The organism is Leptospira yanagawae serovar Saopaulo str. Sao Paulo = ATCC 700523, assembly GCF_000332475.2.
Taxonomy (GTDB): Bacteria; Spirochaetota; Leptospiria; order Leptospirales; family Leptospiraceae; genus Leptospira_A; species Leptospira_A yanagawae.
Map to the genome: position 1 here is coordinate 546,710 of NZ_AOGX02000015.1, position 23,089 is coordinate 569,798.

At 37.6% G+C, this 23,089-nt stretch carries 27 protein-coding genes, 1 other RNA gene and 1 pseudogene; 12 read left to right on the forward strand and 17 right to left on the reverse strand.

Annotation, left to right across the window (positions count from 1 at the left end; genetic code table 11):
• Positions 1–361: 361 nt before the first annotated feature.
• Positions 362–711: a transfer-messenger RNA gene (gene ssrA / locus LEP1GSC202_RS19610) on the reverse strand.
• A 96-nt stretch (positions 712–807) separates the two neighbouring features.
• Between ssrA and LEP1GSC202_RS06250 the strand changes: the two genes are divergently transcribed.
• From LEP1GSC202_RS06250 to LEP1GSC202_RS06265, 4 genes are all read left to right on the forward strand, one after another.
• Positions 808–1,953, forward strand: a complete 1,146-nt coding sequence (locus tag LEP1GSC202_RS06250; RefSeq protein WP_015676698.1) for an LIC13341 family surface-exposed protein — start codon at positions 808–810, stop codon at positions 1,951–1,953.
• 94 nt (positions 1,954–2,047) lie between these two features.
• Positions 2,048–2,701 carry an FFLEELY motif protein gene (locus tag LEP1GSC202_RS06255; RefSeq protein WP_015677441.1) on the forward strand — a complete coding sequence of 218 codons (654 nt, stop codon included), beginning with the start codon at positions 2,048–2,050 and terminating at the stop codon, positions 2,699–2,701.
• Positions 2,698–3,435: a flagellar motor protein MotB gene (locus LEP1GSC202_RS06260; RefSeq protein WP_015677480.1), complete on the forward strand. Its 738-nt coding sequence runs from the start codon at positions 2,698–2,700 to the stop codon at positions 3,433–3,435. The genes LEP1GSC202_RS06255 and LEP1GSC202_RS06260 overlap by 4 nt, the downstream gene beginning before the upstream one ends.
• A gap of 67 nt (positions 3,436–3,502) precedes the next feature.
• The gene (locus tag LEP1GSC202_RS06265) at positions 3,503–3,940 is read left to right on the forward strand and encodes an LA_2478/LA_2722/LA_4182 family protein (protein WP_015677240.1); all 438 of its coding nucleotides are present in this window, start codon (positions 3,503–3,505) and stop codon (positions 3,938–3,940) included.
• A gap of 86 nt (positions 3,941–4,026) precedes the next feature.
• Here LEP1GSC202_RS06265 and LEP1GSC202_RS06270 read toward each other — a convergent pair whose 3' ends face one another.
• From LEP1GSC202_RS06270 to LEP1GSC202_RS06285, 5 genes and pseudogenes are all read right to left on the reverse strand, one after another.
• The gene (locus LEP1GSC202_RS06270) at positions 4,027–4,749 is read right to left on the reverse strand and encodes a hypothetical protein (protein ID WP_015676339.1); all 723 of its coding nucleotides are present in this window, start codon (positions 4,747–4,749) and stop codon (positions 4,027–4,029) included.
• Between the two features lie 299 nt (positions 4,750–5,048).
• A pseudogene (locus LEP1GSC202_RS06275) lies at positions 5,049–5,693 on the reverse strand (DUF2167 domain-containing protein); the annotation flags it as partial.
• A 12-nt stretch (positions 5,694–5,705) separates the two neighbouring features.
• Positions 5,706–5,912, reverse strand: a complete 207-nt coding sequence (locus LEP1GSC202_RS19855; protein ID WP_015677524.1) for a hypothetical protein — start codon at positions 5,910–5,912, stop codon at positions 5,706–5,708.
• Between the two features lie 185 nt (positions 5,913–6,097).
• On the reverse strand, positions 6,098–6,871 hold the full coding sequence (locus LEP1GSC202_RS06280) for a hypothetical protein (protein WP_015676898.1): 774 nt from the start codon (positions 6,869–6,871) through the stop codon (positions 6,098–6,100).
• A 76-nt stretch (positions 6,872–6,947) separates the two neighbouring features.
• Positions 6,948–7,661, reverse strand: a complete 714-nt coding sequence (locus tag LEP1GSC202_RS06285) for an MIP/aquaporin family protein (RefSeq protein ID WP_015677211.1) — start codon at positions 7,659–7,661, stop codon at positions 6,948–6,950.
• A 134-nt stretch (positions 7,662–7,795) separates the two neighbouring features.
• On the opposite strand from LEP1GSC202_RS06285, the gene LEP1GSC202_RS06290 reads away from it, so the two are divergent.
• The 5 genes from LEP1GSC202_RS06290 (at position 7,796) to LEP1GSC202_RS19435 (ending at position 11,908) form a co-directional block, all read left to right on the forward strand.
• Positions 7,796–9,097: a malic enzyme-like NAD(P)-binding protein gene (locus LEP1GSC202_RS06290; RefSeq protein WP_015676586.1), complete on the forward strand. Its 1,302-nt coding sequence runs from the start codon at positions 7,796–7,798 to the stop codon at positions 9,095–9,097.
• Positions 9,098–9,239: 142 nt separating this feature from the next.
• The gene (locus LEP1GSC202_RS06295; RefSeq protein ID WP_015677288.1) at positions 9,240–9,611 is read left to right on the forward strand and encodes a phasin-related domain-containing protein; all 372 of its coding nucleotides are present in this window, start codon (positions 9,240–9,242) and stop codon (positions 9,609–9,611) included.
• 105 nt (positions 9,612–9,716) lie between these two features.
• A complete protein-coding gene (locus LEP1GSC202_RS06300) occupies positions 9,717–10,562 on the forward strand; it encodes an LBF_0142 family lipoprotein (RefSeq protein ID WP_015676674.1) in 846 nt (281 codons plus the stop codon).
• A gap of 46 nt (positions 10,563–10,608) precedes the next feature.
• A complete protein-coding gene (locus tag LEP1GSC202_RS06305) occupies positions 10,609–10,989 on the forward strand; it encodes a hypothetical protein (protein WP_156825348.1) in 381 nt (126 codons plus the stop codon).
• 43 nt (positions 10,990–11,032) lie between these two features.
• The gene (locus tag LEP1GSC202_RS19435) at positions 11,033–11,908 is read left to right on the forward strand and encodes a hypothetical protein (RefSeq protein WP_015676865.1); all 876 of its coding nucleotides are present in this window, start codon (positions 11,033–11,035) and stop codon (positions 11,906–11,908) included.
• Positions 11,909–12,080: 172 nt separating this feature from the next.
• Here the strand turns inward: LEP1GSC202_RS19435 and LEP1GSC202_RS06315 are convergent, their stop codons facing one another.
• The 9 genes from LEP1GSC202_RS06315 to LEP1GSC202_RS06355 form a co-directional block, all read right to left on the reverse strand.
• Positions 12,081–12,677: an energy transducer TonB gene (locus LEP1GSC202_RS06315; RefSeq protein ID WP_015677593.1), complete on the reverse strand. Its 597-nt coding sequence runs from the start codon at positions 12,675–12,677 to the stop codon at positions 12,081–12,083.
• A gap of 1 nt (position 12,678) precedes the next feature.
• Entirely contained in the window at positions 12,679–13,101 is a 423-nt protein-coding gene (locus LEP1GSC202_RS06320; RefSeq protein ID WP_015677138.1) for an ExbD/TolR family protein, read from the reverse strand.
• A 1-nt stretch (position 13,102) separates the two neighbouring features.
• On the reverse strand, positions 13,103–13,522 hold the full coding sequence (locus LEP1GSC202_RS06325; protein ID WP_015676438.1) for an ExbD/TolR family protein: 420 nt from the start codon (positions 13,520–13,522) through the stop codon (positions 13,103–13,105).
• A gap of 22 nt (positions 13,523–13,544) precedes the next feature.
• Complete coding sequence (locus LEP1GSC202_RS06330; protein ID WP_015677050.1) at positions 13,545–14,393, reverse strand: MotA/TolQ/ExbB proton channel family protein; 849 nt, start codon at positions 14,391–14,393, stop codon at positions 13,545–13,547.
• 85 nt (positions 14,394–14,478) lie between these two features.
• The gene (locus LEP1GSC202_RS06335; RefSeq protein WP_015677198.1) at positions 14,479–15,255 is read right to left on the reverse strand and encodes a cobalamin-binding protein; all 777 of its coding nucleotides are present in this window, start codon (positions 15,253–15,255) and stop codon (positions 14,479–14,481) included.
• Between the two features lie 7 nt (positions 15,256–15,262).
• Positions 15,263–15,958, reverse strand: a complete 696-nt coding sequence (locus LEP1GSC202_RS06340; protein ID WP_015676646.1) for a potassium channel family protein — start codon at positions 15,956–15,958, stop codon at positions 15,263–15,265.
• Between the two features lie 5 nt (positions 15,959–15,963).
• Positions 15,964–17,781 (reverse strand): TrkH family potassium uptake protein, encoded by a 1,818-nt coding sequence (locus LEP1GSC202_RS06345; protein WP_015676343.1) that lies wholly within the window; start codon positions 17,779–17,781, stop codon positions 15,964–15,966.
• A complete protein-coding gene (locus LEP1GSC202_RS06350; RefSeq protein ID WP_015677286.1) occupies positions 17,778–18,473 on the reverse strand; it encodes a hypothetical protein in 696 nt (231 codons plus the stop codon). The genes LEP1GSC202_RS06345 and LEP1GSC202_RS06350 overlap by 4 nt, the downstream gene beginning before the upstream one ends.
• 30 nt (positions 18,474–18,503) lie before the next feature.
• Positions 18,504–19,814 (reverse strand): amidohydrolase family protein, encoded by a 1,311-nt coding sequence (locus LEP1GSC202_RS06355; protein ID WP_015676523.1) that lies wholly within the window; start codon positions 19,812–19,814, stop codon positions 18,504–18,506.
• Between the two features lie 17 nt (positions 19,815–19,831).
• Between LEP1GSC202_RS06355 and LEP1GSC202_RS06360 the strand changes: the two genes are divergently transcribed.
• From LEP1GSC202_RS06360 to LEP1GSC202_RS06370, 3 genes are all read left to right on the forward strand, one after another.
• The gene (locus LEP1GSC202_RS06360) at positions 19,832–20,767 is read left to right on the forward strand and encodes a patatin-like phospholipase family protein (RefSeq protein ID WP_083929987.1); all 936 of its coding nucleotides are present in this window, start codon (positions 19,832–19,834) and stop codon (positions 20,765–20,767) included.
• A 64-nt stretch (positions 20,768–20,831) separates the two neighbouring features.
• Entirely contained in the window at positions 20,832–21,116 is a 285-nt protein-coding gene (locus LEP1GSC202_RS06365) for a type II toxin-antitoxin system RelE/ParE family toxin (protein ID WP_015677058.1), read from the forward strand.
• A gap of 9 nt (positions 21,117–21,125) precedes the next feature.
• A complete protein-coding gene (locus LEP1GSC202_RS06370) occupies positions 21,126–21,431 on the forward strand; it encodes a HigA family addiction module antitoxin (RefSeq protein ID WP_015676469.1) in 306 nt (101 codons plus the stop codon).
• Positions 21,432–21,538: 107 nt separating this feature from the next.
• On the opposite strand, the gene LEP1GSC202_RS06375 is transcribed toward LEP1GSC202_RS06370, so the two are convergent.
• Positions 21,539–22,543, reverse strand: coding sequence for an SPFH domain-containing protein (locus tag LEP1GSC202_RS06375; protein ID WP_015676884.1), 1,005 nt, complete (start codon positions 22,541–22,543; stop codon positions 21,539–21,541).
• Positions 22,544–22,558: 15 nt separating this feature from the next.
• The gene (locus LEP1GSC202_RS06380; protein WP_015677369.1) at positions 22,559–23,089 is read right to left on the reverse strand and encodes an LIMLP_15305 family protein; all 531 of its coding nucleotides are present in this window, start codon (positions 23,087–23,089) and stop codon (positions 22,559–22,561) included.

Consider the following 23,089-nt stretch of genomic DNA (forward strand, 5'->3'; position numbering starts at 1 on the left):
AAGGCGAGCAATGAATATCCGAACTTTGGAGACGCTCGGTGAGTCGGCTTTCACGGTTCTCCCATCCAGGTTGAACACGTTCCAGCCCGTCCCGCTCGAGGTCTCAGGCATCCTGCCTTCGACAGAAACAGCTTCACGCTCCCTATGGGTCGTTACTGTTTCTGACTCTCGCGGTCGTTCGACTCCCGTCGTAAACCATTTGTTATACGACCATCAGAATAAAAAACCAATCAAACGATTATATACTTTAGCATAGGTAAAATAGTGAGGGTGTTTATTGCGAAAAGCACCCAAGGATGGGTGCGGGCGGGAGCTCTGGCCATGGAGGGCCAGGCGAACGCGAGCAATGAATATCTGAACTTTGGAGACGCCGGGAGTCGAACCCGGGTCCTATCGTCCTCAAATGCAGCTTCTACACGTTTAGTTTGCAAATAAATTTCGGAAAGACTTACCCTACAAACGGGGGACTAATTCCTATCCTACTTAGAGTTCAATCCGGTTCGAAGCGGGCGACAAATCCGAAAGGTCCTTAGAGAGGTGTCGGTTTCTTGGCCACCTAAGGAAACAGCCAATGAAACCGTAGAGCTTAAAATTAAGCTGCTAGAGCAAATTCGTTATTTGCAGTTATTGTTTTGAAGGTTTTTAAGAGGTCCCTCACCCCTACGTGCCACTGAATCCAAGCCAACAACAGTCGAAACCAATGTCGTCCCCAATTCTTACTACTTAGACGATGATAATCGTTCGAATTGTTACGAAAAGCAAAAAAGGTTGAATTGGGGTTTTAGTGTGCTGGAATGTTTGTATTCCATGAATTTTTACTCTTACAGAAACTTTTTGCTGATTTTTATCCTTTTCCTTTTGGGATTTTTTCCATCGTGTTCCCAAAAGGAACATCCATCTGAGAAAGAAATCCGGGTTTTCGTATATGGCAGAGAAGATGGTGAGCCCATCCGTATCCTCGGTCAAAAACAAATCAATTTGGATGAATCTCCGGAAATGGAAACTTTGGTTCTCTTCCAATCAGGCCAAAGCGAAGTTTTGTCTGCATTTCGCAAAGAAGGTTCCAGTTGGACATTTTTATGGAAGTTAGAATTTTTCCTCAAAAATCTTGGGCCGATGTATTATGATGGCAAACAAAATAAATGGTCGGCCGGCTCAATTTCAGGAATAGAAAAAACAACATTTGCTGGTGATTGTTTGAGACGGATTGTTTTGGCAGAACTGCCTGGAGATAATTTTAATTCCGTCTTTATTGAAGTATTATCCGAAGAACCACCGTTAGGTTTGTTTTCGGTTCCTATGGGTTATCGAAAAGGCAAAAAAATTTGGGATGGTTACCAACTCAAAGAACATGAAGAATTAAAACGGAGTAAACGAGTAGAGTTTGAATACAGTGCCAAAGAAAAATCTTTTCGAATATTTCCAACGAATCCCAATTATTCACAAGAATTTGTTTTTAATGGTTGGGAAATGATTGCAAATCTACCTATGCAACCTGTGCCTTCTTTTGTATCTCTTGACGTTCTGCCTAAATTTGAAATTGGAAAAGAGTCTCTTGTCACATTACAACTGAAAAATCGAGGAAATTATGTAAGTTTAACCTATTTATCACTCTCATTTCCTGATGTAGGTTCACTGCGATTGGCAAATGAAACGCAAGGAGTTCGTCTGTATAAAAAAGGAGATATAGTATATAATGTTGTGCAAAATAAAAAAATCCCAGCAGAGTATCCGCTTTTAGAAGTAACAAAAGAAGGATGGGCAAATAACTTTCGTTATGGGATTAAGTTCTACTACACACCAATTACAACAGACAATCCTCGGATTTTATTTCGCTCTACGTACAAATTTTACCAAGAAATAATTTCAATTCCAAACCAATACTCGATTGCTCCGTATGAAAGAGACCAACAAGGTTTTCCATCTTATATTTTAAATCAAATGAAACGATGAAGAAAATGATTTATCAATCATTCAAAATCCTGGAAAAATTTGTTAACTTATTTAGAATTAACTTAATATTTGATGTATTTAAATTAACGAGTCCATGAATCAAAAATTATCAGAAGAAATTTTAGTGGCAAGACGTGAAATTGTTCGTGCGCAAGTAGAACGGTTTCATTTGTTTTACTACGATTTTTTCCAACGGGCTGAAACCATTGAAATGGCAAAATTTTTCTTTGAAACCGTCTACAATTTGGATGGAAAAGAAGAATGGGAGGCCTTGGCCTTCCAAACATATGATAAAGTGAAGAATATGTTAAAAGAGGGAACTAGGGAAAGTATTGAACGTTTGATGGAATTAAATTCAATTACCGATTCACTCGATATTGAAATGGCTAAATTATTAGTTTCGAAAGGTTGGGTGTATGGAAACGAAATCAACCAAAACGAATATTTTCAACTATTTTGTGAATTGGATAAACGAGAAGTTCGTAAAAAACAATTAGAGGTTGTACTTTTTAACTTAAAAAAGTTTTATGAATTGGCTCACAAACCAGTAAGTGCGTACATCATCAAACCCGCAGCCATGATGTCGAGATTACTAGGTGTATACCCGTTGTTTAAAAAAGTAGAACAAGGTTACTATGCTACTTTACCAGTGAACCAAACATTATTCGAAGAGTTTTATGAATTAGTCAAAGTGAAAGAATGGGAATTTTTATATAAGGCTTTCCCCACTTTAAAAGAGGAATCATGAGAAAACGATCTCGATTTGTTTCTAAAGAAGATGAACATGTTGAATCAAATGATCGATGGTTATTAACCTATGCCGATATGATCACACTTCTTTTGGGACTATTCATTATCTTATATGCCGTCAGTAAAGTAGACTCGAAAAGATTGACTGAGGTGGCAAAAGACATAAAACGGGGATTTGGTCTTAATGTAAGTTCCGTAGGTGCTTTGTTAGATGGTGGATCGGGAATTCTAGAAGACGATACAATGGTTCCAAAATCGGAAGTATTTCGACTTTGGGAAAGGATTGGATTTGCACTAAAAACATTAAAAGAAAAAGCAAAGTTAAAACTTGGACTAGCTGAAACGGAAGAGTTAAAATTAACGTTTGCAGGTTCCGATTTAGCTTCTGACGATATATTAAAATCAGATCCTGATCTTAAATTTGCATTTGAACAATTGGCAGTTTTATCCAAGGGAATGGATATTGATATCGTCGTGAGAGTTCATATCCCATATGAATCGCAAATCGACAAATCAAAATTCCAAAATTCTTGGGACTACCATTCCAATCGTGCCTCTTTGCTTGCTGAAAAACTGGTAAATGAATACGGAATTCCAAAAGAACAAGTGTCTGTCCAGGGTTATGCGATGTTCCAGAAATCAAAAACATCAGATACACCTGAAAAAAAAGCAAATGAAGAGCGAATTGAAATTTTAATTCGGAAAAAAGAAACAGCGGACACAACCAAATAGATCGATAAAAATAACGTATTGCAATTATTTCGTGATTTACTTACATGCAGTTATTAAGGTGATTTTTATGAATTCATTTTGTAACCGTTCCAAACTCCAAACAAAGCTACGAAATTATTTTTCAGTATTCATCATCTTTTTCTTTTTGATTCAATTGTTCTCTTGCAAAAAAGAAAAGGGAATCAATCAAATTGATTGGCAAAATGAGTCTTTGAGTTTGACATCTGAAATTTGTAAAAAATTTCGAGAATGCGCTGATTCCGAATGGAAATCCATTCCCGAAAATTTAAAAAAATTTACGGAAGGTCGTTTGGATGAAACCAATTGTCAAAAACGATTTCGCGAAAGTAATGCATACAAACTCATCGGTGGTGACCCTCTTCAAATCCAAACGATTTACAAAGAGTGTCACAAATCAATCCTAACAATGAGTTGTGGTGATTTGCAATTAGGGAAAATCAACGAGATTCCAGCGTGTGTTTCGTTCCAGAAGATACAGAACTAAGAAACATTTTAAAATCCTAAACTTGAGCGGTTTTGAGTTTGGGATTGCAAAGTAACATGATCGATTCGATATGCTAATTTACCGAATCATTCTTCAAATTCAGCTAAAAACTCATTGATATCTTTGGTATGTTTACCTTTATTTTTAATGCAAAATTCAAATACTTTTTTATGATTTTGCGCAATTGACTTAAATGACCACCTAGCAGCAGAATAGATTAAAACTTCATCGATCGATTTCTTTTTAGTTTCAGTAGCTAACAAAAGTTTATCTAAAAACGTAACATCTCCAGTGGCAAAGAAAGAATTCCATAACATATCTAAATAAACTGGTTTTGTTAACGGAATGGATCTAAGATCGATTGGTTTACGATCACTCGATAGTTTGGTAAAAACTTGTTTGAGTTCTTCGTTTTCAGTCGATTGCAAATATTTTAGTATTTCCTTTTTCCCATTCTCTCCTTGCGATAGAAACATTGCATGGGCAAAAATAAATTTATCATCATCTGATAGCTGATTCAGGTCTCCCAACCAAACTGGTATCTTGTCATCATGCACTTTAAAAATTTGTGCAAAAAATGGTACAATATGCCTTTCATTCTCTTTATCTGCGTTCAATTTTTTCTCTAAAATGAAATTGATGGCACTTGGAATCAATTCTACTTTAGGATTGGTATAATAATAACTCATAAATGCATTGAGATCGGAATGTGTTGCAATTTTGGTGAGAGAATTGTATTTAATTTCTTGAGCATCCAGTGAAATAAAGCAAGAACAGATGAAAATAAGATATAAGAATGATTTTTTCATTTTGAACCATAACCCATGTTTTTCGGAATAGAAAGTATGTTGAATAAGTTTCGACTAATATCCAAATGCAATTTTTGAATAGATGATCATTTTGAATGATTTTTTGACTAAAAGTTCATGTTTTTGCAGAATGAAAGGTTTACTTTTTAGGGAGAGTGGATTCTCTGAATATGAAATTTACCTTCTTTTGGTAGTGATTATTTTCAATTTGGATCGAAACTCTGGTAGGGGATGAACCCAATCCAGATTTCGAACTCTATTTGATTTTTATTGATTTCGTATAGTTGATATAATGCCAATTAAACGGAACTATTATCAGCTTTTTTGGTAAGTATTTTCTTTAAAAAACCTAAAGCTGCAATGGCTCCTAAGGCAATGATCTTCCAAAATTTAAGTAACAATGCAAAAAAGCCTGCTTTTGCCAATACTTTGCCTGCAATGAGTCCACCAATTCCATAAGCCGCCATTTTATCAATTCCTGGGGAATAATCGGAATACTTTTCACCATCATTAAACTCGGTGGAGGCAAGGATGGCCGGGATATCATTTTGAACTAATTTTAATTTTTCAACATCAGAAATTGCATTTAATTCCAAAATTCCCTTTCGTCCCAAAATACGAATATTATAATTGAGAGTGTTTACGGCATCCCCTTCAAATTTAATTTCCTTTGCCCAATGTAGTTTTTTTGATGATGCATCATAAAATGGTTTATTTGCCCATCCAACTAATTCCATTGCTGGGTAACCTTCTTTGATACGCGCTTCATTTCCTTCCGATATATCTTCTTTCATCGATTTCAAAAGCTCATCGTAATTGATTTCATTTACATCAGAATCACTGACGTAGCCATCTTCTGAAAAAGAATAGGTGAGAGCATATGTAAAATTTTCACTAATTGGAGATTGGTCTGACTTAAACAACATACCAAGGATACTTTCATTTAAAGGATTACCCTAAACTTCATGTAGAACAAATTGGCTTTGTTTTGCATCTAAAAACTTAAATCCCTTTGGCACTTTGATGGTGGCCAGTTTGTCACCTATGGTGACATTTCCGGTATGGTATTTTAGATTGTTTATCTTTTTGAGTATATCGTCTTCTGCAAAAAGGTTGGATGTTAAAAGAAACAATCCTAATAGAATTGTTGTTAAATGTCTCATTCTGGTTCTCCGTTAGTTTCTAATTTTAAATTCCAAGTTTTGACATTTTAACGTTTGTTTGTATAAAATAGCAAGAAACAAAATATTGATTCAAATCCAAATTTCAGAATTAAAATTGAATTAGGTAATGTTTCATCCGAATTGGTAGATGATTGTAATGTGATATTGCGATTAACCTAACGCATTTAATTTGTAGAGAAATCGATTTCTTGAGATAAGGAAATCATAAATGTATCATTCCCTTTGAAATTGAGATTATAACTCGTTGGCCCAAATTCTAGCCAAAGGTATTTTCTCATTACTGTAAAAGATATTTCTGTAGTGCCGTAATAGAAACCGAGACCAGTAAAAGGACTTACTGAATAGGCCGTACAAGCTTCTCTAATCGTACATTTTCCCAAACCAAAATCGATTCCAATAGTAGGTTTTAAAAATCCAAAAAATTCTTTTTGGTAACGGGCTCCCAAATCAATTAGATTGGCTTCAAAATTGACCCCACTTTTTAATTCTCTACTCTCGTATTCAGGAACTAACAGGAAAACAGAATAAACAAAAAATCTTTGGATGAGATTGATTTGCTCTAGGTTTGGGTTGAAATTATCAAAGAAAAATTTTGCATCTAGACCTAGAAGGTAAGGATTTGATTTGAGTTTAGCATTAGTAAATCCTACACGTAGGAATACATTTTCGTCATAATGATTAGTTTCATATCCAACAGTTGTGTATTCCGTTTTATATTTAATGTTTCGTTCGAATGCAACTGGTAGTAATTGTAATTGTTTTTCCGAAAATGCTGGTTGGGATGCGATTGTTGCGAGGCCAACACCAGGAGATATGATTGGTGCGCTACCATTGATACTTCCACTTCCATACTGAGCATAAATGCGTTTTGTTTCGGCAGATAGAGCAGTGAAAATTAAAAGTATGAGAATAAAAGAATATTGAATCAATTTAAACATATATGTATAGTGTTTATAAAATTTAACACCTATTACGTTATGGTTCTCGGTTTAATTTTGGTTGTAAATTGTTTTTTTAAATTACCCAACGAATCAAAGCGGCAGCGAGTCCACCACCCACTAACGGAATGACTACGGGGAGCCAAGCATACTTCCAACCAGATTTGCCTTTATTCGGTATCGGAACGATTGAATGGATGATCCTTGGTCCAAGGTCACGGGCAGGGTTAATGGCGTAACCTGTGGTTCCTCCCATCGAAAGTCCAATGGCCCAAACAAGGAGGGACACAAACCCAGTGCCAGCAATTCCAGGTGCACCACCATTTAACGGAGAAAATATCGCATGGATCCCTAGAATCAGTAGGAAAGTTCCGAATCCTTCACTGATCACATTGGAGAGAGAGTGTTTGATGGCAGGTTCTGTGGAAAAAACTGCCAAAATTTTCCCCGGGTCCTTTGTTTCTTTCCAATGGGGAAGGTAATGTAAGTACACTAAAAAAGCTCCGAGTGCAGCACCAGAGACTTGTGCGAGGGAATAGGGCAATAAGATAGAATAGTCTCCCGACTGGATGCATACAGATAATGTCACAGCGGGATTCAAGTGTGCACCGGGACTACCGAGTGCCTTTGCGACAAGCACACCAAAACAAACGGCAAGTGCCCAGCCAGTGGTGATGGTGATCCAACCAGCATCTTTGGATTTTGATTTTTCTAATAAAACACCAGCGACAACTCCATCGCCTAAAAGGATGAGTACAGCAGTTCCAAAAAATTCGCCAACCAGTTCCAAAATGCCCTCCCCCGGACTTCGATGAGGACTTACTCTAAAGGGACATAGAACCAATGACAACCCTTTTTGGATGTCATTGGTTCCAATTTATTCTAGGATTTTCCATTGAATCAGAAATCATGGGAAAATAGACCATGAAAAATCACGCGCTTGAGTATCACTCTAGGTTTCCGAAAGGAAAAACCAAAGTAGTTCCGACAAAACCAACGGAGAACAGTTATGACCTGTCGTTAGCTTACTCACCTGGTGTCGCATACCCTTGCCTTGAAATTGAAAAACAACCTGATCTCGTTTATGAGTATACCAACCGAGGAAACTTGGTGGGAATCATCACCAATGGAACTGCCATTTTAGGTCTTGGCAACATTGGTGCTTCCGCTGGCAAACCAGTGATGGAAGGAAAAGCCGTTTTATTTAAAAAATTTGCAGGCATCGATGTTTTTGATATTGAAATCAATGAAACAGATCCGGAAAAATTCATTACCATTGTAAAGGCCCTCGAACCAACGTTTGGTGGTATCAACTTAGAGGACATCCGTGCACCAGAATGTTTTCATATCGAAAAAACATTAGATGAAAGTATGAAGATCCCTGTTTTCCATGATGACCAACATGGAACGGCAATCATCTCGACAGCGGCACTTCTCAATTCGTTAGTACTGACTGGTAAAAAAGCGGAAAATTTAAAGGTAGTGATCAATGGGGCAGGGGCTGCGGCCATCTCCATTGCAGAGATGTTAACTCATATCGGTGTGAAACACGAATCCATTTTTATGTTGGATTCTCGCGGTGTCATCAACCACAAACGAACCAATTTACATGAATCCAAACTTCCTTTTGTTCGTAATACGGATGCAGAAACATTAGAAGATATCTTTCCTGGTACTGACCTATTCATTGGTGTATCGGTTGCCAATGTGGTAACAGAAGCAATGGTAAAGACAATGGCCGAGAAACCAATCATGTTTGCTCTTGCCAATCCAGATCCTGAAATTCCTTATCCTGATGCGAAACGTGCGAGACCAGATCTTATCATGGCAACGGGTCGTAGTGATTATCCAAACCAAGTAAATAACGTACTTGGGTTTCCATTCATCTTTCGTGGGGCACTTGATGTTCGTGCAAAAGTGGTAAATATGGAAATGAAATTGGCGGCGGCCTATGCTCTCAGTGAACTCACAAAGATCCCTGTGCCAACAGAAGTATGCCAAGCTTACAACGAAGTGGAAATCCGCTTTGGGGAAGACTATATCATTCCAAAACCTCTCGACGAACGCGTATTATACCATGTTGCTCCTGCAGTGGCAGAAGCTGCTGTGAAAACCGGTGTGAACCAAGTGGCTTACCCTGGACGCGAAGCGTATGTGAAGTTTTTGGAATCGATTATGGCACAACAAAAAGAACCCATCAGTGCTTTAGAACTCGAAACCGATTGAAACAGGGCCTAGTTTCCCTGTCCTAACTCTAAAAAAATTTAAAAAAACTGATCCATCCTAGAAAAAGTACTTGTTTAAATTTGTGCAACGCACATAACTGTATTGTGCATTGCACAAATAGGTGAAAACCAGGAGCTAAATTATGGAAAAACAAATCATGGACATTCTTAACGCTGGAATCGGTCTTTTTCAATCTGGAAAAGAAGGTTTGGAAAAAGCAAAAACACAATTGGAATCTACTTACAATGAGTTAGTTTCTAAAGGTGCTTTGGACAATACTGAAGAATCAGTAAAAATCCGCCAATCTGTAGACAAAATCCTAACAGACATTAAAGAATTCTCTAGTGTTGCTGGAAAAAACTACGATGAAACTCGTTCTAAAATCGTAGAAAACTACAACAAAATTGCAGAAGAAATCAAAGCAAAAATGCCTGAAGGAAAAATTGAATCCGTAAAAGCGAAAATCAATGAAGTAGCGGAATCGATCAAAAAAACAGGTGCTGCAAAAGCATAATTATCATTCGGAAAGAGAGGGTCGGGTTTCCGACCTTTTCTCTCTTCTTTGCCATCGTTCCTTTCCCTATTGACAAACAGTTGTTTTTGTTCCAGTTTGGAACCAATGTTACGTTTTCCCTCCATCATCATTCCTTTCTTTTTATTTCTTTTTTCTTGTTCTATCGCTGATTTACGTCCACCTAGTTTGTCATCAAATCGTGTGGATCCAGAACTAAAGAAAAAAGGACTAACTTTTGTTACAAGTCCCACAATCAAAGAGTTAACACCTGGTGACTGGAAAGACTATAAACAAGTTCAATTTGTTGTAAAGGATGTTTGGCATTCCAAGTTTGTCAGATTTTTTACACCGATCAAAGAATCGGAACAAAGGATGCGTGTGTATTTAGATTTTGAAACAAATTCAATGCAGGTCGAATTCCTTGGTGGTGAGAAAAAAGGACTGATTTATGGATTGGATAAAAAGGAAACATATTATATAGCAGCTGATACTGGTAAGGTGTTTATGGGTGATGATGAAGTCAGGATTTATTTAGAATCTCTTCGTTTGTACCTAACACTGCCTTGGCGTCTAAAAGAATTTCCTATCATCCAATATGCGGGTACAACAAAGAAATTAGAACAAAATTATGAAGTTGTGTATTTTACATCAGTGCAACTAAATGCAAATCCAGATACAGATCAGTATGTTGGTTATTTTGAAACCACAAGTGGTGCTTTAGAATGGATGGAATTTACTTATCGTGAATTGTTTAGTTTTTATAGAGGTGTATTGAAATACGGATTTTATGAATCTTGGAATGGAAAACAATACCCGAGAAGGATCACCATTTTAGATAAATTTGAGGACTCTGACTTTGTTCATGAAATTCGAATCGAAAAGATCGAAATTCCAGAAAAACCTATGGAAGAAGTGGATAAGGTTTTGGAATTACCAGGAATACAAAATTAAAATTAAATATTAATTTTTAAATTCAATGAGGGAGAAGATTTCGATTATGAATTCAGTATTGAAACAACTTTTGATCCAGTCTCTTCTGTTGATGTTCTTCCATATTTTTTCCCACTGCGCAATTATGCATAAAAATAACCGCAGAATTACGAATGTCTTAGATAATCATTTTACTCCGGAAACTACAACGGGAAAAGTTTTGATGAGTCCCGTAGCGATTCCTGTTGGGACAATTTCGTTATTAACAGATACATTTCTATTACAACCAGTCATTGCAATTCCGATGGCACTTGGTGATACAATAACATATATTTGGCAAAATCCATCCGGAGGCATTTTGACGCAGAGTTTTCTTTTTGTACCTAAACTAGTTATGACTCCTATTGCTTTTAGTTTTTTATGGATAAAACATGCCTTCTTCTACTAACATAAATCGTTTCTTATATCGTTAATAAGTAAGATAAAACTATATGATTTCAACAATAGCAAAAAGAATACTGATCATTCAAATCATTGTAGTTTCCAGCCTCAATTGTGCATTATTCCAAAAACGAAATCTTAAATTAACAAATGCTGTGGAAGAGAATTTAATTCCCAAGGATGGGAATCTAAGAATCATTGCAGCACCCATATATTTGCCTTTAGGTGTCGGTGCTGGAATTTTGGATGTTTTCATTATACATCCCATTGCTGTCATTCCAGATGCTGCAGAAGACACAATTGGTGTATTATGGACAAGTCAAAATTCTGGATATTATACGAAATTGGGTGCTATACCGTTTTCAGCCTTGGCCACTCCTCCTTTTTTTATCATGGCTTGGTCATACCATTGGTTTTTTAATGATAATGATCGACCGCATGAGGTTGATACTCGAACGACAGTTCCTACAAAATTGAATACATTTGAAGATTGGAAAAAGAAAATGTATGAAGCAATTCAAGATAAAGATTTGCAGAAAATGTACGAATATGTTTATGAATTTGAAAAATTTCGGAGAAATCCAGAAACAGTTTTAATTTTAATTGAAGTTAGAGAAAGGTTAGCGAAACAAAAAAAACAAAACGAAGAGACAAATTTATTATCTTCAATATTATCATTTCCTTCTTCAAATGAGAAGGTCCGAAAATATATTCTACAAGAATTTTTAATCTCTGATTCCTCACTTAATTTTCGTCAGTTCATTCGGAATTGTAAAGAATTAGAATGTAAAAGTGTTATTCTGAAAAAAATCAAAAACCTTGGAAATGATCCATATACTTTAACTGAATTTATTAAACTTTATTTTGAAAAGGCTACACCAGAGGAAAAAGAAAGATTTATGAAACATCTGCAAGCAATTGAATGATTTATAAAATCTTAATTTCTTAGTATTGGTTTCATCATAGATTTCTGATTTGAGTCTTAACAACGTAATCATGATTCTTCGCGAAAGGGATCGTAGCGGAAATCCTGCGATGCAGATTGGAGCGGAGAGCCCGGTCCACCACCGATAAGGTGGTGGATTCGCCAAAACGGGTTTAATTCAATGTAAATCGGATGGGAACAAGCACTTTGACAGTGATTGGTTTTCCTTCTAAGATGGAAGGAGAAAAACGTTTTCTGCGATAAACTTTAATCGCTTCTTCTTCTAATCCACCGCCTAACTGTTTACCTACGGAACGAACACGAAGCACTTCTCCGGTGTTTGAAATCACCACTTCTAACGTCATGGTTCCTGTCAAACCAAGAGCCTTTGCATCCGATGTATATTCTGGACGAATGTTAGGTGATAAGTCTACAGGAGAAGTAGCACCAGAAACGATGGGGTCAGAAGCACCAGCGATCCGTGGGTCTTCTTTTTTTTCTTCCTTCTCTTTGTCGGTTAAATCAAAGTCACCGTCAGTTGGTTTGGAATCCGTTGTTGGTTCTTGGATCTGTACATTGTCGATAAAAGCAACTTCTTCTACAAGGTCATCCAAACTATCTGTTTCCAAATGAGGTGTGAACCAAAAAAGAATGATTAATGCCTGTAAAACGGCAGAAATTGCAAGACCCGTTTCCATTCGGTAACGATCAATGAATCTATGGATTCTTTCACGTTTGGATCTTTTTTGTGTAACAACTGTTCCGCTCACGTTACTTACCTTTTAATCCGCCACCTTGGGTGGTCTTGGTAACAAGAGAAACCTTTAAGGCACCAATCTCTCGGAGCGTTTCAAAAACATTGTCTAGTTCTTCGTAGGTTAGGTCTTGGTCGGCGTGGATCAAAACTTTTAGATCAGGTGTTGTGGAAATTTTAGCTCTGATTTCGCTCATCGCTTCGTTAAGTTCCATTTTCACTGAGTTGAAATAAACAGTTCTTTTTTCGTCTGCAGTCAGGTAAAGATTGGCGATCTTTTTATTTAGCTGCTCTCCGCCAGGAACGTCTGGTAAGTTGATGGGAAGGTCAGGATCGGAATCCAATACGGAGGTTACCATAAAGAACACGAGGAGTAAGAAGGCAATGTCTGCCATCGAACTCACTGGAACTGAAGGTGCGACTCTCTTTCTTCGTAACATATTATTTCTTCTTTCTCACTGAGATTTTTTCAAATCCGCGAAGTTGAACAGCTGATAAAGCATCCAACATCTTTGCATATTTGGTATCACCGGTTGTAACAATGAGTGCTAGTTTGTTTTTTAAATCCGGGATTTCCATTTGGTTTAGGTCATCGCGAAATTCTTTTAAACTAACATATTCTTTGGTTCCGAAAGCAGGGTTACGCATCTTGTAACGATCTTGTGTGACCAAAATTTCATATACATTTTTACGTAAAAACGGCTGTGGTTCGGATTGTTTGCGTGGAAGGGAAATGTTCAATCCTTCCTTCACAAAGAATACTGCTGTTACCATAAAAAATACCAAGAGTAGAAAGGCAATGTCCGACATGGATGCCGCCGAAATTTCTTCTAATTCTTGTTTTTTCTTTAACTTAATCATGGTTTGTTTCTTACCGTTTGCGTTATGCTTTTTTTCCGGCTTTGAGTTTTAAGTATTCTTTGTAGATTTTGTTTGCTGCTTCTTCTACTTCAGATGTAAAAAAACCAACGCGGCCTTGTAAGTATTGGTAAAATGTCATCGCAGGGATCGCAACTATCAGACCTGCTGCAGTTGTAATGAGGGCTTCTTTGATACCACCAGCAACTACCTTCGCGTTGACTTGGTCAGCGTTAGCAATCGCATCGAATGCGTTGATCATACCAGAAACGGTTCCAAGGAATCCAACAAGTGGAGCAATGGTTGATACTGCGGAAAGAACTGTGAGTCCTTTTTCTAATAGTGTCATCACTTCACCTGCTTCTCTTTCGATACCAGCAGCAAAAATTTCAGGATCGTTTTGGGAAACTTCCATTCCATTTTTTAATACATCAGTGATTCGTTGGCCTTCATTTGCTTTTAAGAATTCATCTACACCTTGCATACCCGAAGCATCAATTGCATCTTGTAAGTCTTGGTTGTATCCTTTTCTCACAAGTTTTGCTGTGAAGAAAAAGTACATCCTTTCGAGGATCACTCCAAATCCTACGATAGAAGAAAGTAAGAGTGGCCACATTGACCATCCACCAGTCACAAATAATTTAACGAGTCCAATTTCTGAATCTTGCGAAGGAGTTTCTGATTGAGCTTCGGCAGCAGGTGCAGGAGTTTCTGGTTGTGTCTCTGCAGTTTGCGTGGTTTCAGCTGTAGGCGCTGCAGGTGTCGTAGGGGTAGTTTGAGCTTCGATTTTTCCTGCAATCGCAAAAACTGTGATCATTGTGATCACAAAAGACAAAGTGATATTTTTCTTTGTCAGGTTACATGAAACGTTCATGAATGTCTCCATATCTGATTGATATGTTTCAAATCTAGAATATCTCTGTTACATTTAGATGACAGCAGGATGACAAAGAGGGTAATTAAGCTGTCAAAAAGAGTTCTCTCAGTTTGGGGATGCCTTCTAGGAACAAGGCAGGACCTGGTTGTAATATAATGCTTGGGTCCATTTCGTAAATGCGGTTGGATTGAATGAAGTTTGTGGACTGCCATTCGGGTTTGTTTCGCACCCAGTCCCAGTCCATCGCTTTCCCACACCACGATCCGACATAGATGTCCGGGTTGGCATCACGTACCGCTTCTGCCTGGATGATGCGGTCTTTGGCAAGTTTACGGTCTTTGAGGTGGGAGAAACAGTCGATTCCACCGGCAAGTGAGATGGCTTCGCTCACCCACTGGATTCCTGTGATGATGGGTTCATCCCATTCTTGGAAAAATACCTTCGGTTTTCTTTGTAGGGACTCATTTTCCTTTTGCCAAGATTGGATCTGGTGTTTCCAACCATCCGTAATCGATTTGGCTTTTTCCGATTGCCCGACGAGGTTGCCAATGAGAAACATATTGGCAATGATTTCGGCAATGGAACGTTGGTTGAAAATTACAACATTTAACCCTCGTTCGATGAGGTCTTTTGCCAGTTGGCCTTGGATGTCGGAAAACCCAATGACAAGGTCTGGTTCTAAAGATTGGATTTTTTTGAGGTTGCCACTGATAAAGGCAGATACTTTTGTTTTTTCTTCTTTGGCACGTGTTGGTCTTTCTGTATAAACTGAGATTCCCACAATCCGCTTTTCTTCACCTAACAGATAAATCATTTCCGTTGGTTCTTCTGTTAAACAAATGATTCTTTCTGGGCCCATAAGTGAATTATGTTTCCAAAAATTTAGAAAGATCGGTTTGTGATCCAAATAAAACGACCACATCCTCTTCTTTCAGTACAGTATTGCCATGAGGGATTCCCAGGATTTTTTCAGATTTTGAATCAGAAGCACGTTTTGTTTCTTTGTTTGTGAAGGGGCGTTTGATGGTGATGACGTTGATATTGTATTTGTGGCGTAGGTCGGCTTCAGCAATGGTTTTGTTGATGTAACGTTTGGGAACTGTGACTTCGACTACACTGTACTCGTCTGACAATAAAAAACTCGAACGCATTCCAACAAAAGAAAATATTTCCGCCATACTCCTTGCTGCTTTTTCTTCTGGGTTGAACAAATCTCGGATTCCAAGTAACTCCAAAACTTTTTTTTGCAGTTCTGTTTGGTATCTTGCATAAATTTGTTTCACACCAGATTTTTTTAGGCTTTCGGCACAAATGATTGATGTTTCAAAATCGTCGGCAAGTGCCAGTACAGCATAATCCACGTCACTTATTCCTTGGGAACGTAATGCGTGTTCATCGGTCGCATCGAGTGTCACTGCTACTGTCACATAGTCTTTAATGGAATCAATGATTACGGGATCTTTGTCGATCGCTATCACTTCGTGCCCGTCTTCAAAAAGATAACGTACAAATAGTTTTCCGAAACTTCCAATACCAATGACCGCGATTTTTTTTCTTTGCATATTGATTAACCTACAACTACATATTCTTTCGGATATTCGTAAGTGATATGATCGACTTTTTTAGAAAGTGCAATGAGTAAGGTAAGAATTCCAACTCTTCCCACAAACATAACAACACAAATTAAAATTTTACCGAAATCAGAAAGATGAGGAGTGAGTCCTCTCGTTAAACCAACAGTTCCAAATGCGGAAACAACTTCAAAACATAAGTCAATGAATGGTGCATTTTCTGTGAGCAAAAGGCAAAAAATTGAAATAAAAATGACAAACAATGATAATACGATTGTAGCACTTGCTCTTGAAATCGTTGAGTTAGCAATCATTCGGTGGCCAATTTCCATATTTTCTTTTCCGCGGATTTGATTTCTAATATTTAAAAATGAGATTGCAAGTGTTGTCGTTTTGATCCCTCCACCCGTAGAAATAGGAGAGGCCCCCACCCACATCAGAAAAAAAGAGATAAATGTCATCGGGTATCCCATTAAAGATAGATCAAACGTGTTAAATCCTGCAGTCCTTGTTGTTATCGAATAAAATAGAGAATGGAAGATTTTTTTTTCGATTGGTAAGTCTTTTAGACTTAAATGATTTTCTAAAAAAAAGAAGCTAAAACATCCAAATAACACTAAAAAGGTGGTCATAAAAAATACAAGTTTCGATGTGATTGACCAACGAAATTGATGGTCAAATGGTTTGAGAACTTTGGCGCGAATTTGATAGATCACAGGAAAACCTAATCCACCAAATACGATGAGCAACATGATGATAGATAAAAACCCTTCCGATTCTCTGAATGATTCGGTTGCCAAGCCATTTGGTAACAAACTGAAACCAGCATTACAAAATGCAGAGATGGAATGAAAGACAGAATAATAAATTTTTTCTGGTAAAGGTAGTGGGAAGTCGGTAGGGAAAAGGTAAAAAAGGAGAACAGCACCTATGAGTTCTATTGTTAATGTTTGTATGGTGATTTGTTTTAAGATTTCTTTAGCGCGCCCCATGGTTTCTTCAGACAAAAGGTCTTTTACCATCAAAGTATCACTCACGGATCCTTTTCCCGTAAGAAAAATTGAAAAGAAACTAGTGAGAGTCATAAGGCCAAGGCCACCCACTTGGATGAGGAGTAAAATCACAAGTTGTCCTGTGAGTGTGAATTGGCTACTAATGTCAACGGTTGCTAATCCTGTCACACAAGTTGCACTTATTGTTGTGAATACGATATCAATGGTGTTCACAGTTCCAAAACTTGATTTTGGAAAATGTAAAAAACAAATTCCTAGTGAAATGATAAATGCAAAGGATCCTACAAAGACAAAGGAAGGATTTAGTTTTTTAGATTCTCTTTTTTTAGATAAACGAAAGAAGTGAGCCAAATTCGAAAATAAAAATAGAAACTGATTTGCAGATAAAAAGATTAGAGTAGTGTCTTCCCCGGAGATATGGTAAGACTTTAAAATGGAGATGATATTTTTTTCATATACCACCTCAAGACCCAACATCAATAGGATGATGAGTTCAATTTTATGTAAATCGAGATACTCTTTCCATTTTTTATCTGTGAAAAGGATATGTAAGGTTTCATAACCGATAAAAAAACTGACTAAAATTCTAATGGAAACAGTTACATATACCTTCCATTCTTCCGGATAATAAAATCCAAAATCTAAAATTAAAATGGCAACGGATAAAAAACCAAAAAAAATGTATAACACCCTACCAATCGTACGCAGGTGTTCCATATAGAACTTACGGATTTCAAATCGTTTCAATTGAAAGAATTCGAAAATGCGGAATAAAAAAACGAAAAATCGTTTGATTTTCAAGGTTTAACGTCTGCTAATTGCTTTTTCTTTTCGCGGTATTCTTCGAGTCTTTTTTGGTCCACATATACATTGGCTCCAGAAAGACCTAAAGAACCTGTGATTAATATTCCGCTCGCAACAGCCGATTTTTGCATCGCAACTGGTAACAACGCAACACCACCTGAAGAAGCAATTAACGCAAAAGGAAGTGTTAAAAAAAAGATGATGTACCCTCGTCTGAATTTGGTTTCTTCATACACGGCCTCTTCATCAAATTCTTCTTTTTGTTTTTTTTTGAAATCTTGTTTGGTTCTACTTTTTTGCAATTGGTTTTGGAGTGCTTGTTCATTCACTTCCCCTGTTAAAGGGTTTATGACTGAATTTTGAACATTACTCAAACTATAAGGATTGTTTTGGTTTTGTCCTGAGGTGGTAGATGATGGCCTTGAATTCATAAGTGACCCAGCACCTGGAATGGAATCGATGCCACTGTATTGGGTTTTCACATTTTTTGGAGTCGCAAGAACAGGTGTTTCGAATTTTGGGGGAAGGGTCACATCTTGTAAGACATTGGATTCCGGATCGGAACTTGGAATATTTCTTAAATCATAATTATTGGTGTCATAAAATCCTTCTTTGGTTTGGCCAAGGAGTGGCCCCATTGCCAAAGTAAAAATGATCACACTCTGAAAGATTTGGGAAAATACCCGCATACATTCCAGTTTACCTAATCCCTATCAGGGTCAATCCAATTCACGTCCTGAAAGTTTCGTAGAACGGTAGTCCAATGAGACAGAACGTATGGTTTCTAAGTCCTTTTCGGATATACCTGCTGTATGTGCATTTTGGTATTCTTCTGCCATTGTGGTTCCAAAAAGTCCTGGGTCATCGGAACCAATGGTAATCTTTAAATCATTTTGTAAAAACCGTGTGATGGGATGGTCAATATGGGATTCTAACATACCAATGTACAAATTGGATGAAGGACAACATTCGATCACCGCATTTGTTTTTGCTATTTTTGACATCGCATAGTTTTGAAATGTATGTAAGTATTGTGACTCTGTTTCATCGAATGGAATTGTTAAAATTTCATTGTCTGGTTTAGTTTTGTATTCTTTACGTTTTTCTTCAAGGTCTTCTTTCCCATAAAACGGACCATAGGTGGTGATTTCATCGTAATACATCAATTCGTGTTCCAATTGGTCTTTCGCTTCCGATACAAGTTCTGTTCGTTCTTCTCCTAAAAAATAATCCGAATCAATTCCAAGTGCAAGCGCATGACCCAAACGATGGGCACCGTATTCTGCTGATTCTAAAATCCAACGGACTGCAGAAAAGGGAGTTTTATCTCGAAAACTTTCGCCTACATGATACAAAATGGAAAGGGCAGTGTTAGGTTCTGCTTTGTTGTCTTTGTGAACCGCTTGGAAAAAAGATTGTTTGTCTTTCGGTGGAAATCCTTCTTCGATATGGCAAAAATCAATCCCTACAAGTCCTTCACGGACGAGGGATTCCTTTTCCATCCAGTTTTTCATCCAATCATAATGGCGTTCAAAATTTAGATCTCTGTGAAGGGACATCACAAGTTTTCCTTGGATGGGTTTACCAGCTTTTTTGGCTGACTCTTCTCCTTTTTTGAGCCCTTCCAAAGATGCCATGAGTTTTGTATAAAAACTTTCTTTTGGTTCTTCCTTTCCAAACATCAACCGGTATTCAGCATAACTGATATCCATCAAACTGTTGGAGAAGACAACATCATGGGACACTTCTGCAATTTCTGCTTCATCAAACTTCACCAAGGCGATAATAAGATTAAACTTTGCTTGGAAATGGAGAAACGGTGCCTTTTCTCTAAAGTGGTATAATTGAGAAAACTCCTTTATGTCTGCATAATCTTCAAAGAACGTCGAAGGGCGAATTTTTTTGCCATATGCTTTTTCGTAAGAATCCAAATAGAGATGCCATCTCGGGTTTGGATTTTTTTTTCCAATGCGAAACAAAGTTTCAGGGGGTAAACATCCATAAAGGTGGTTGTGTAGATCGATATACATATAAAAATGACAAAACTATGCTTCACAAAATTAGACGCATCTTGAAGCCAACTCGACTCAATCAGAAAATTCTTGGGTTAGCAATCCCAGTTTTTTTTGGAATGATCAGTTACACTGCCATTATGGTAGCGGATACTGCTATGGTAGGAAAGTTAGGAGAAGTTCCGCTCGCCGCTGTTGGATTCGGTGGGATGGTGTATTTTTCCATTTTTGCATTCCTTATGGGTGCATCGATGGGAGCTGTGATTGCTGCTTTGTATGCACGAAAAAATAGCCCAGAAGAAATTGAAGAGATGGTGAAAAACTTCTTTGGTGGTCTTGAGAGTGCCTTTGATCCCACACTACCAGTCGTTGCCTTTTTTAAAGGCAAACGTATGAAACGGATGTTAAAAAAAGGTTTTGGTGACCAAAGGATTGAAGAACTTCCCCTCCCTTTTGCTACATCAGCTGTGGATTTACAAACTGGAAAAGAACATATCTTTGACCAAGGACCGATCACAGAAGCCCTTACAAGTGCTATGAGTTTGCCAGGTGCCTTTCCTCCTTACCGTCTCGGCGAAAAGTTGTTAGTGGATGGCGGAATGATCAATAATGTGCCTGAGAACCTCATTCGTTCCAAAGGTGCCGATGTGGTGATGGGGATCAATGTATCTCCTTTACAAGAAATTGTCCCTGTAAAACTATTTGAGGACCGTAACACAACCGAAAAAGGATTCTTTCGTTATATATGGGACACGCTCAAATACCCTCCCATCTTACAAATCATGACAAGGACCATCACGTTAGAAGGTAGAGAGATCACTCGCCTCAAACGTCCAAAGATGGACTTGTTTGTCCATTTCCACTTGGAAGAATTTCAGTTATTTGATTTTGCAAGGTACCAAGAGATCATCGACAAAGGGGAAAGGGAAGCGGAAGCAAATTTGGCTGAGATCAAACAGTTGTTTTCATAAAGTCTTTACTTTTTGCTGAATAATAACGATTGACAATAGTATCTTTGGGCGTTAGTATTGGGCAATGATTCTCAGTTTTGTGGACAAACGAACTGAAAGAGTTTGGAAAGGTGAGTTTTCCAGAGATTTACCAAAAGAGGTTCAGCTCCAAGGTAGAAAAAAACTTAGAATGATAAACAATGCACAAAACATTGAAGACCTAAAAGTTCCGCCAGGTAATCGATTGGAGTTATTGAAAGGTAATAGAATAGGAATCTATAGCATCAGAATCAATGATCAATGGCGAATTTGTTTTAAGTGGAATGGTAACAATGCCGAATTGTTAGAAATTGTTGATTATCATCAATAAGGAGTTTATATGAAACGCTTACCCAATATCCACCCAGGTCAAATTCTCTCAGAAGAGTTTCTAATTCCTTTAAATATCACAGCGTATCGACTTTCCAAAGAAACAGGGATTCCACAGACAAGAATTAGTCAGATTCTTTTGCAAAAAAGGTCTATATCTGCCGATACAGCGATTCGATTCTCCAAATTCTTCGGTACGACACCGCAATTTTGGCTTGGTTTACAAAACGATTACGATCTTGAAGAGGAAATTTTAAAGAAAAAAAAAGAATTTAATGGGATTCAGAATTACAAAGATTTAGCAAAAGCATCTTAATTTTTAGTAATTTTGATTCAATATTTTCTTACGCCCAATCCCATCTAACAAACCCGAGGTGGAATGTTCGATAGGATTGGAAACTCTTGATGAAAGATTCTGACTCCTTAAAGAGACGAAAGGATCTCTTTTTTTTTGGTCTCAAATTCTTCGGCACTGATAAGGCCTTGGTCTAGGAGTCCTTTCAGTTTGGCGATCCTTGCCGCTGGGTCATTGGCGGCAGGAGCGGCTCCACTTGCTTGGTTTTGTCCACCACCTTGGTTCATCATATTCCCCATCATTTGAGCCATATTCATCCCCATTCCCATGCCCATCCCAGCACCCATGGCGCCACCACCTTGGCCTTCGTTTTCTGCTGCTGCTTGGCCAATATCGAACATTTTTTTCTGTTGGTATTTATCACCTAACATATCAATTTCAAATTTATCGGTGATGATTTTTTGGATTCGTTGGTAATTCGGATCATTTTGGTCAAAGTTAACTGACGAAACATTAAATTCGGTTAGGTCAATTCCATACTTTTCAAACTCAGGAGCCAATTTCACTCGGCCAGCAGTGGAACTTTCATCGCGGTATTTGTTGATCTCAACAACAGAGGTGTTATTGTTCAGAATGACTTCTGAAATAAAATCACCTATCCCACGAACAATATTTGGTTTTAAAAATTCATCAATCGCTTCGTTTGTGGTTCGGTTTCCCCCTTTCACCACATTGAGTAAAAAAGACCGTGAATCTTTAATACGAAATTTATAGTCACCAAATGCTCGTATGTTGAGAACAATTTTGTATTTAGGGTCTTCCAATGGAATGGGAGTGGTGGTTCCCCATTTCAAAGCCATAATGGATTTGTTTACATAGTACACTTCGGCCGTGAAAGGAGTTTTTCCACCAAACGGAAGGTTGACGAGGGCTTCTAAAATGGGAATGTTTCCCGTTTTTAATGTGTGGGTTCCTGGCCCAAATGTATCCAAAGCTTTTCCTTCTTTGAAAAAGATCGCTTCTAGATTTTCATCAACTACCAACTGTCCTGCAGTGCTGATTTCATCGGATGGGTATTTCCAAACGATTTCACTTGGGTTTCCTTCAAATTTGATTCTGTCTATTAGTGCCATTTTTTTTTCCTTATTTTACGTTTTTAAAAAGATCGAGTTTCTTGCTTCAAACTGTGTTTCAAAATCTAAAAGCAATTTGTTTACTGCTTCAATTGCTGCTTCTGGATTGTTTGCAAACGAAGTGGGTAGTGTTTCCAAAATTTCTTTTTGTAACGTACCTACTTTTTCCAACATCGAAAAATCATGGTTTAGAACCTTTTCAATTTCTTCTGACCTTGCTTTGACTCCTGTACCTAAGCCATTCAGTCCGTATCCTGCCGATGTCACTTTCATGATGATCCGGTCAAGGAGTGTGGTTGCCGGATTGGTTTTTCCGATGTTTTGGATTTGAGCTTTTTGTACAAAACCTTCTTCGAGTTTTCGAAAACTTTCTTTGAATGTGGTTAAGATTCCACCGAGTTCCTTTCGGATGAGTAAATCGGTTTTCTCAAACTCTTGGTTGGCAAGTGCCTCTTCAAATAATTTTGTTTCTTTTAAAAATTTACGAACGGGGTCTTGTTCATTCTTAAACCGTTCTAATGTGGTTTTTAACCAAGTTTGGTCCAT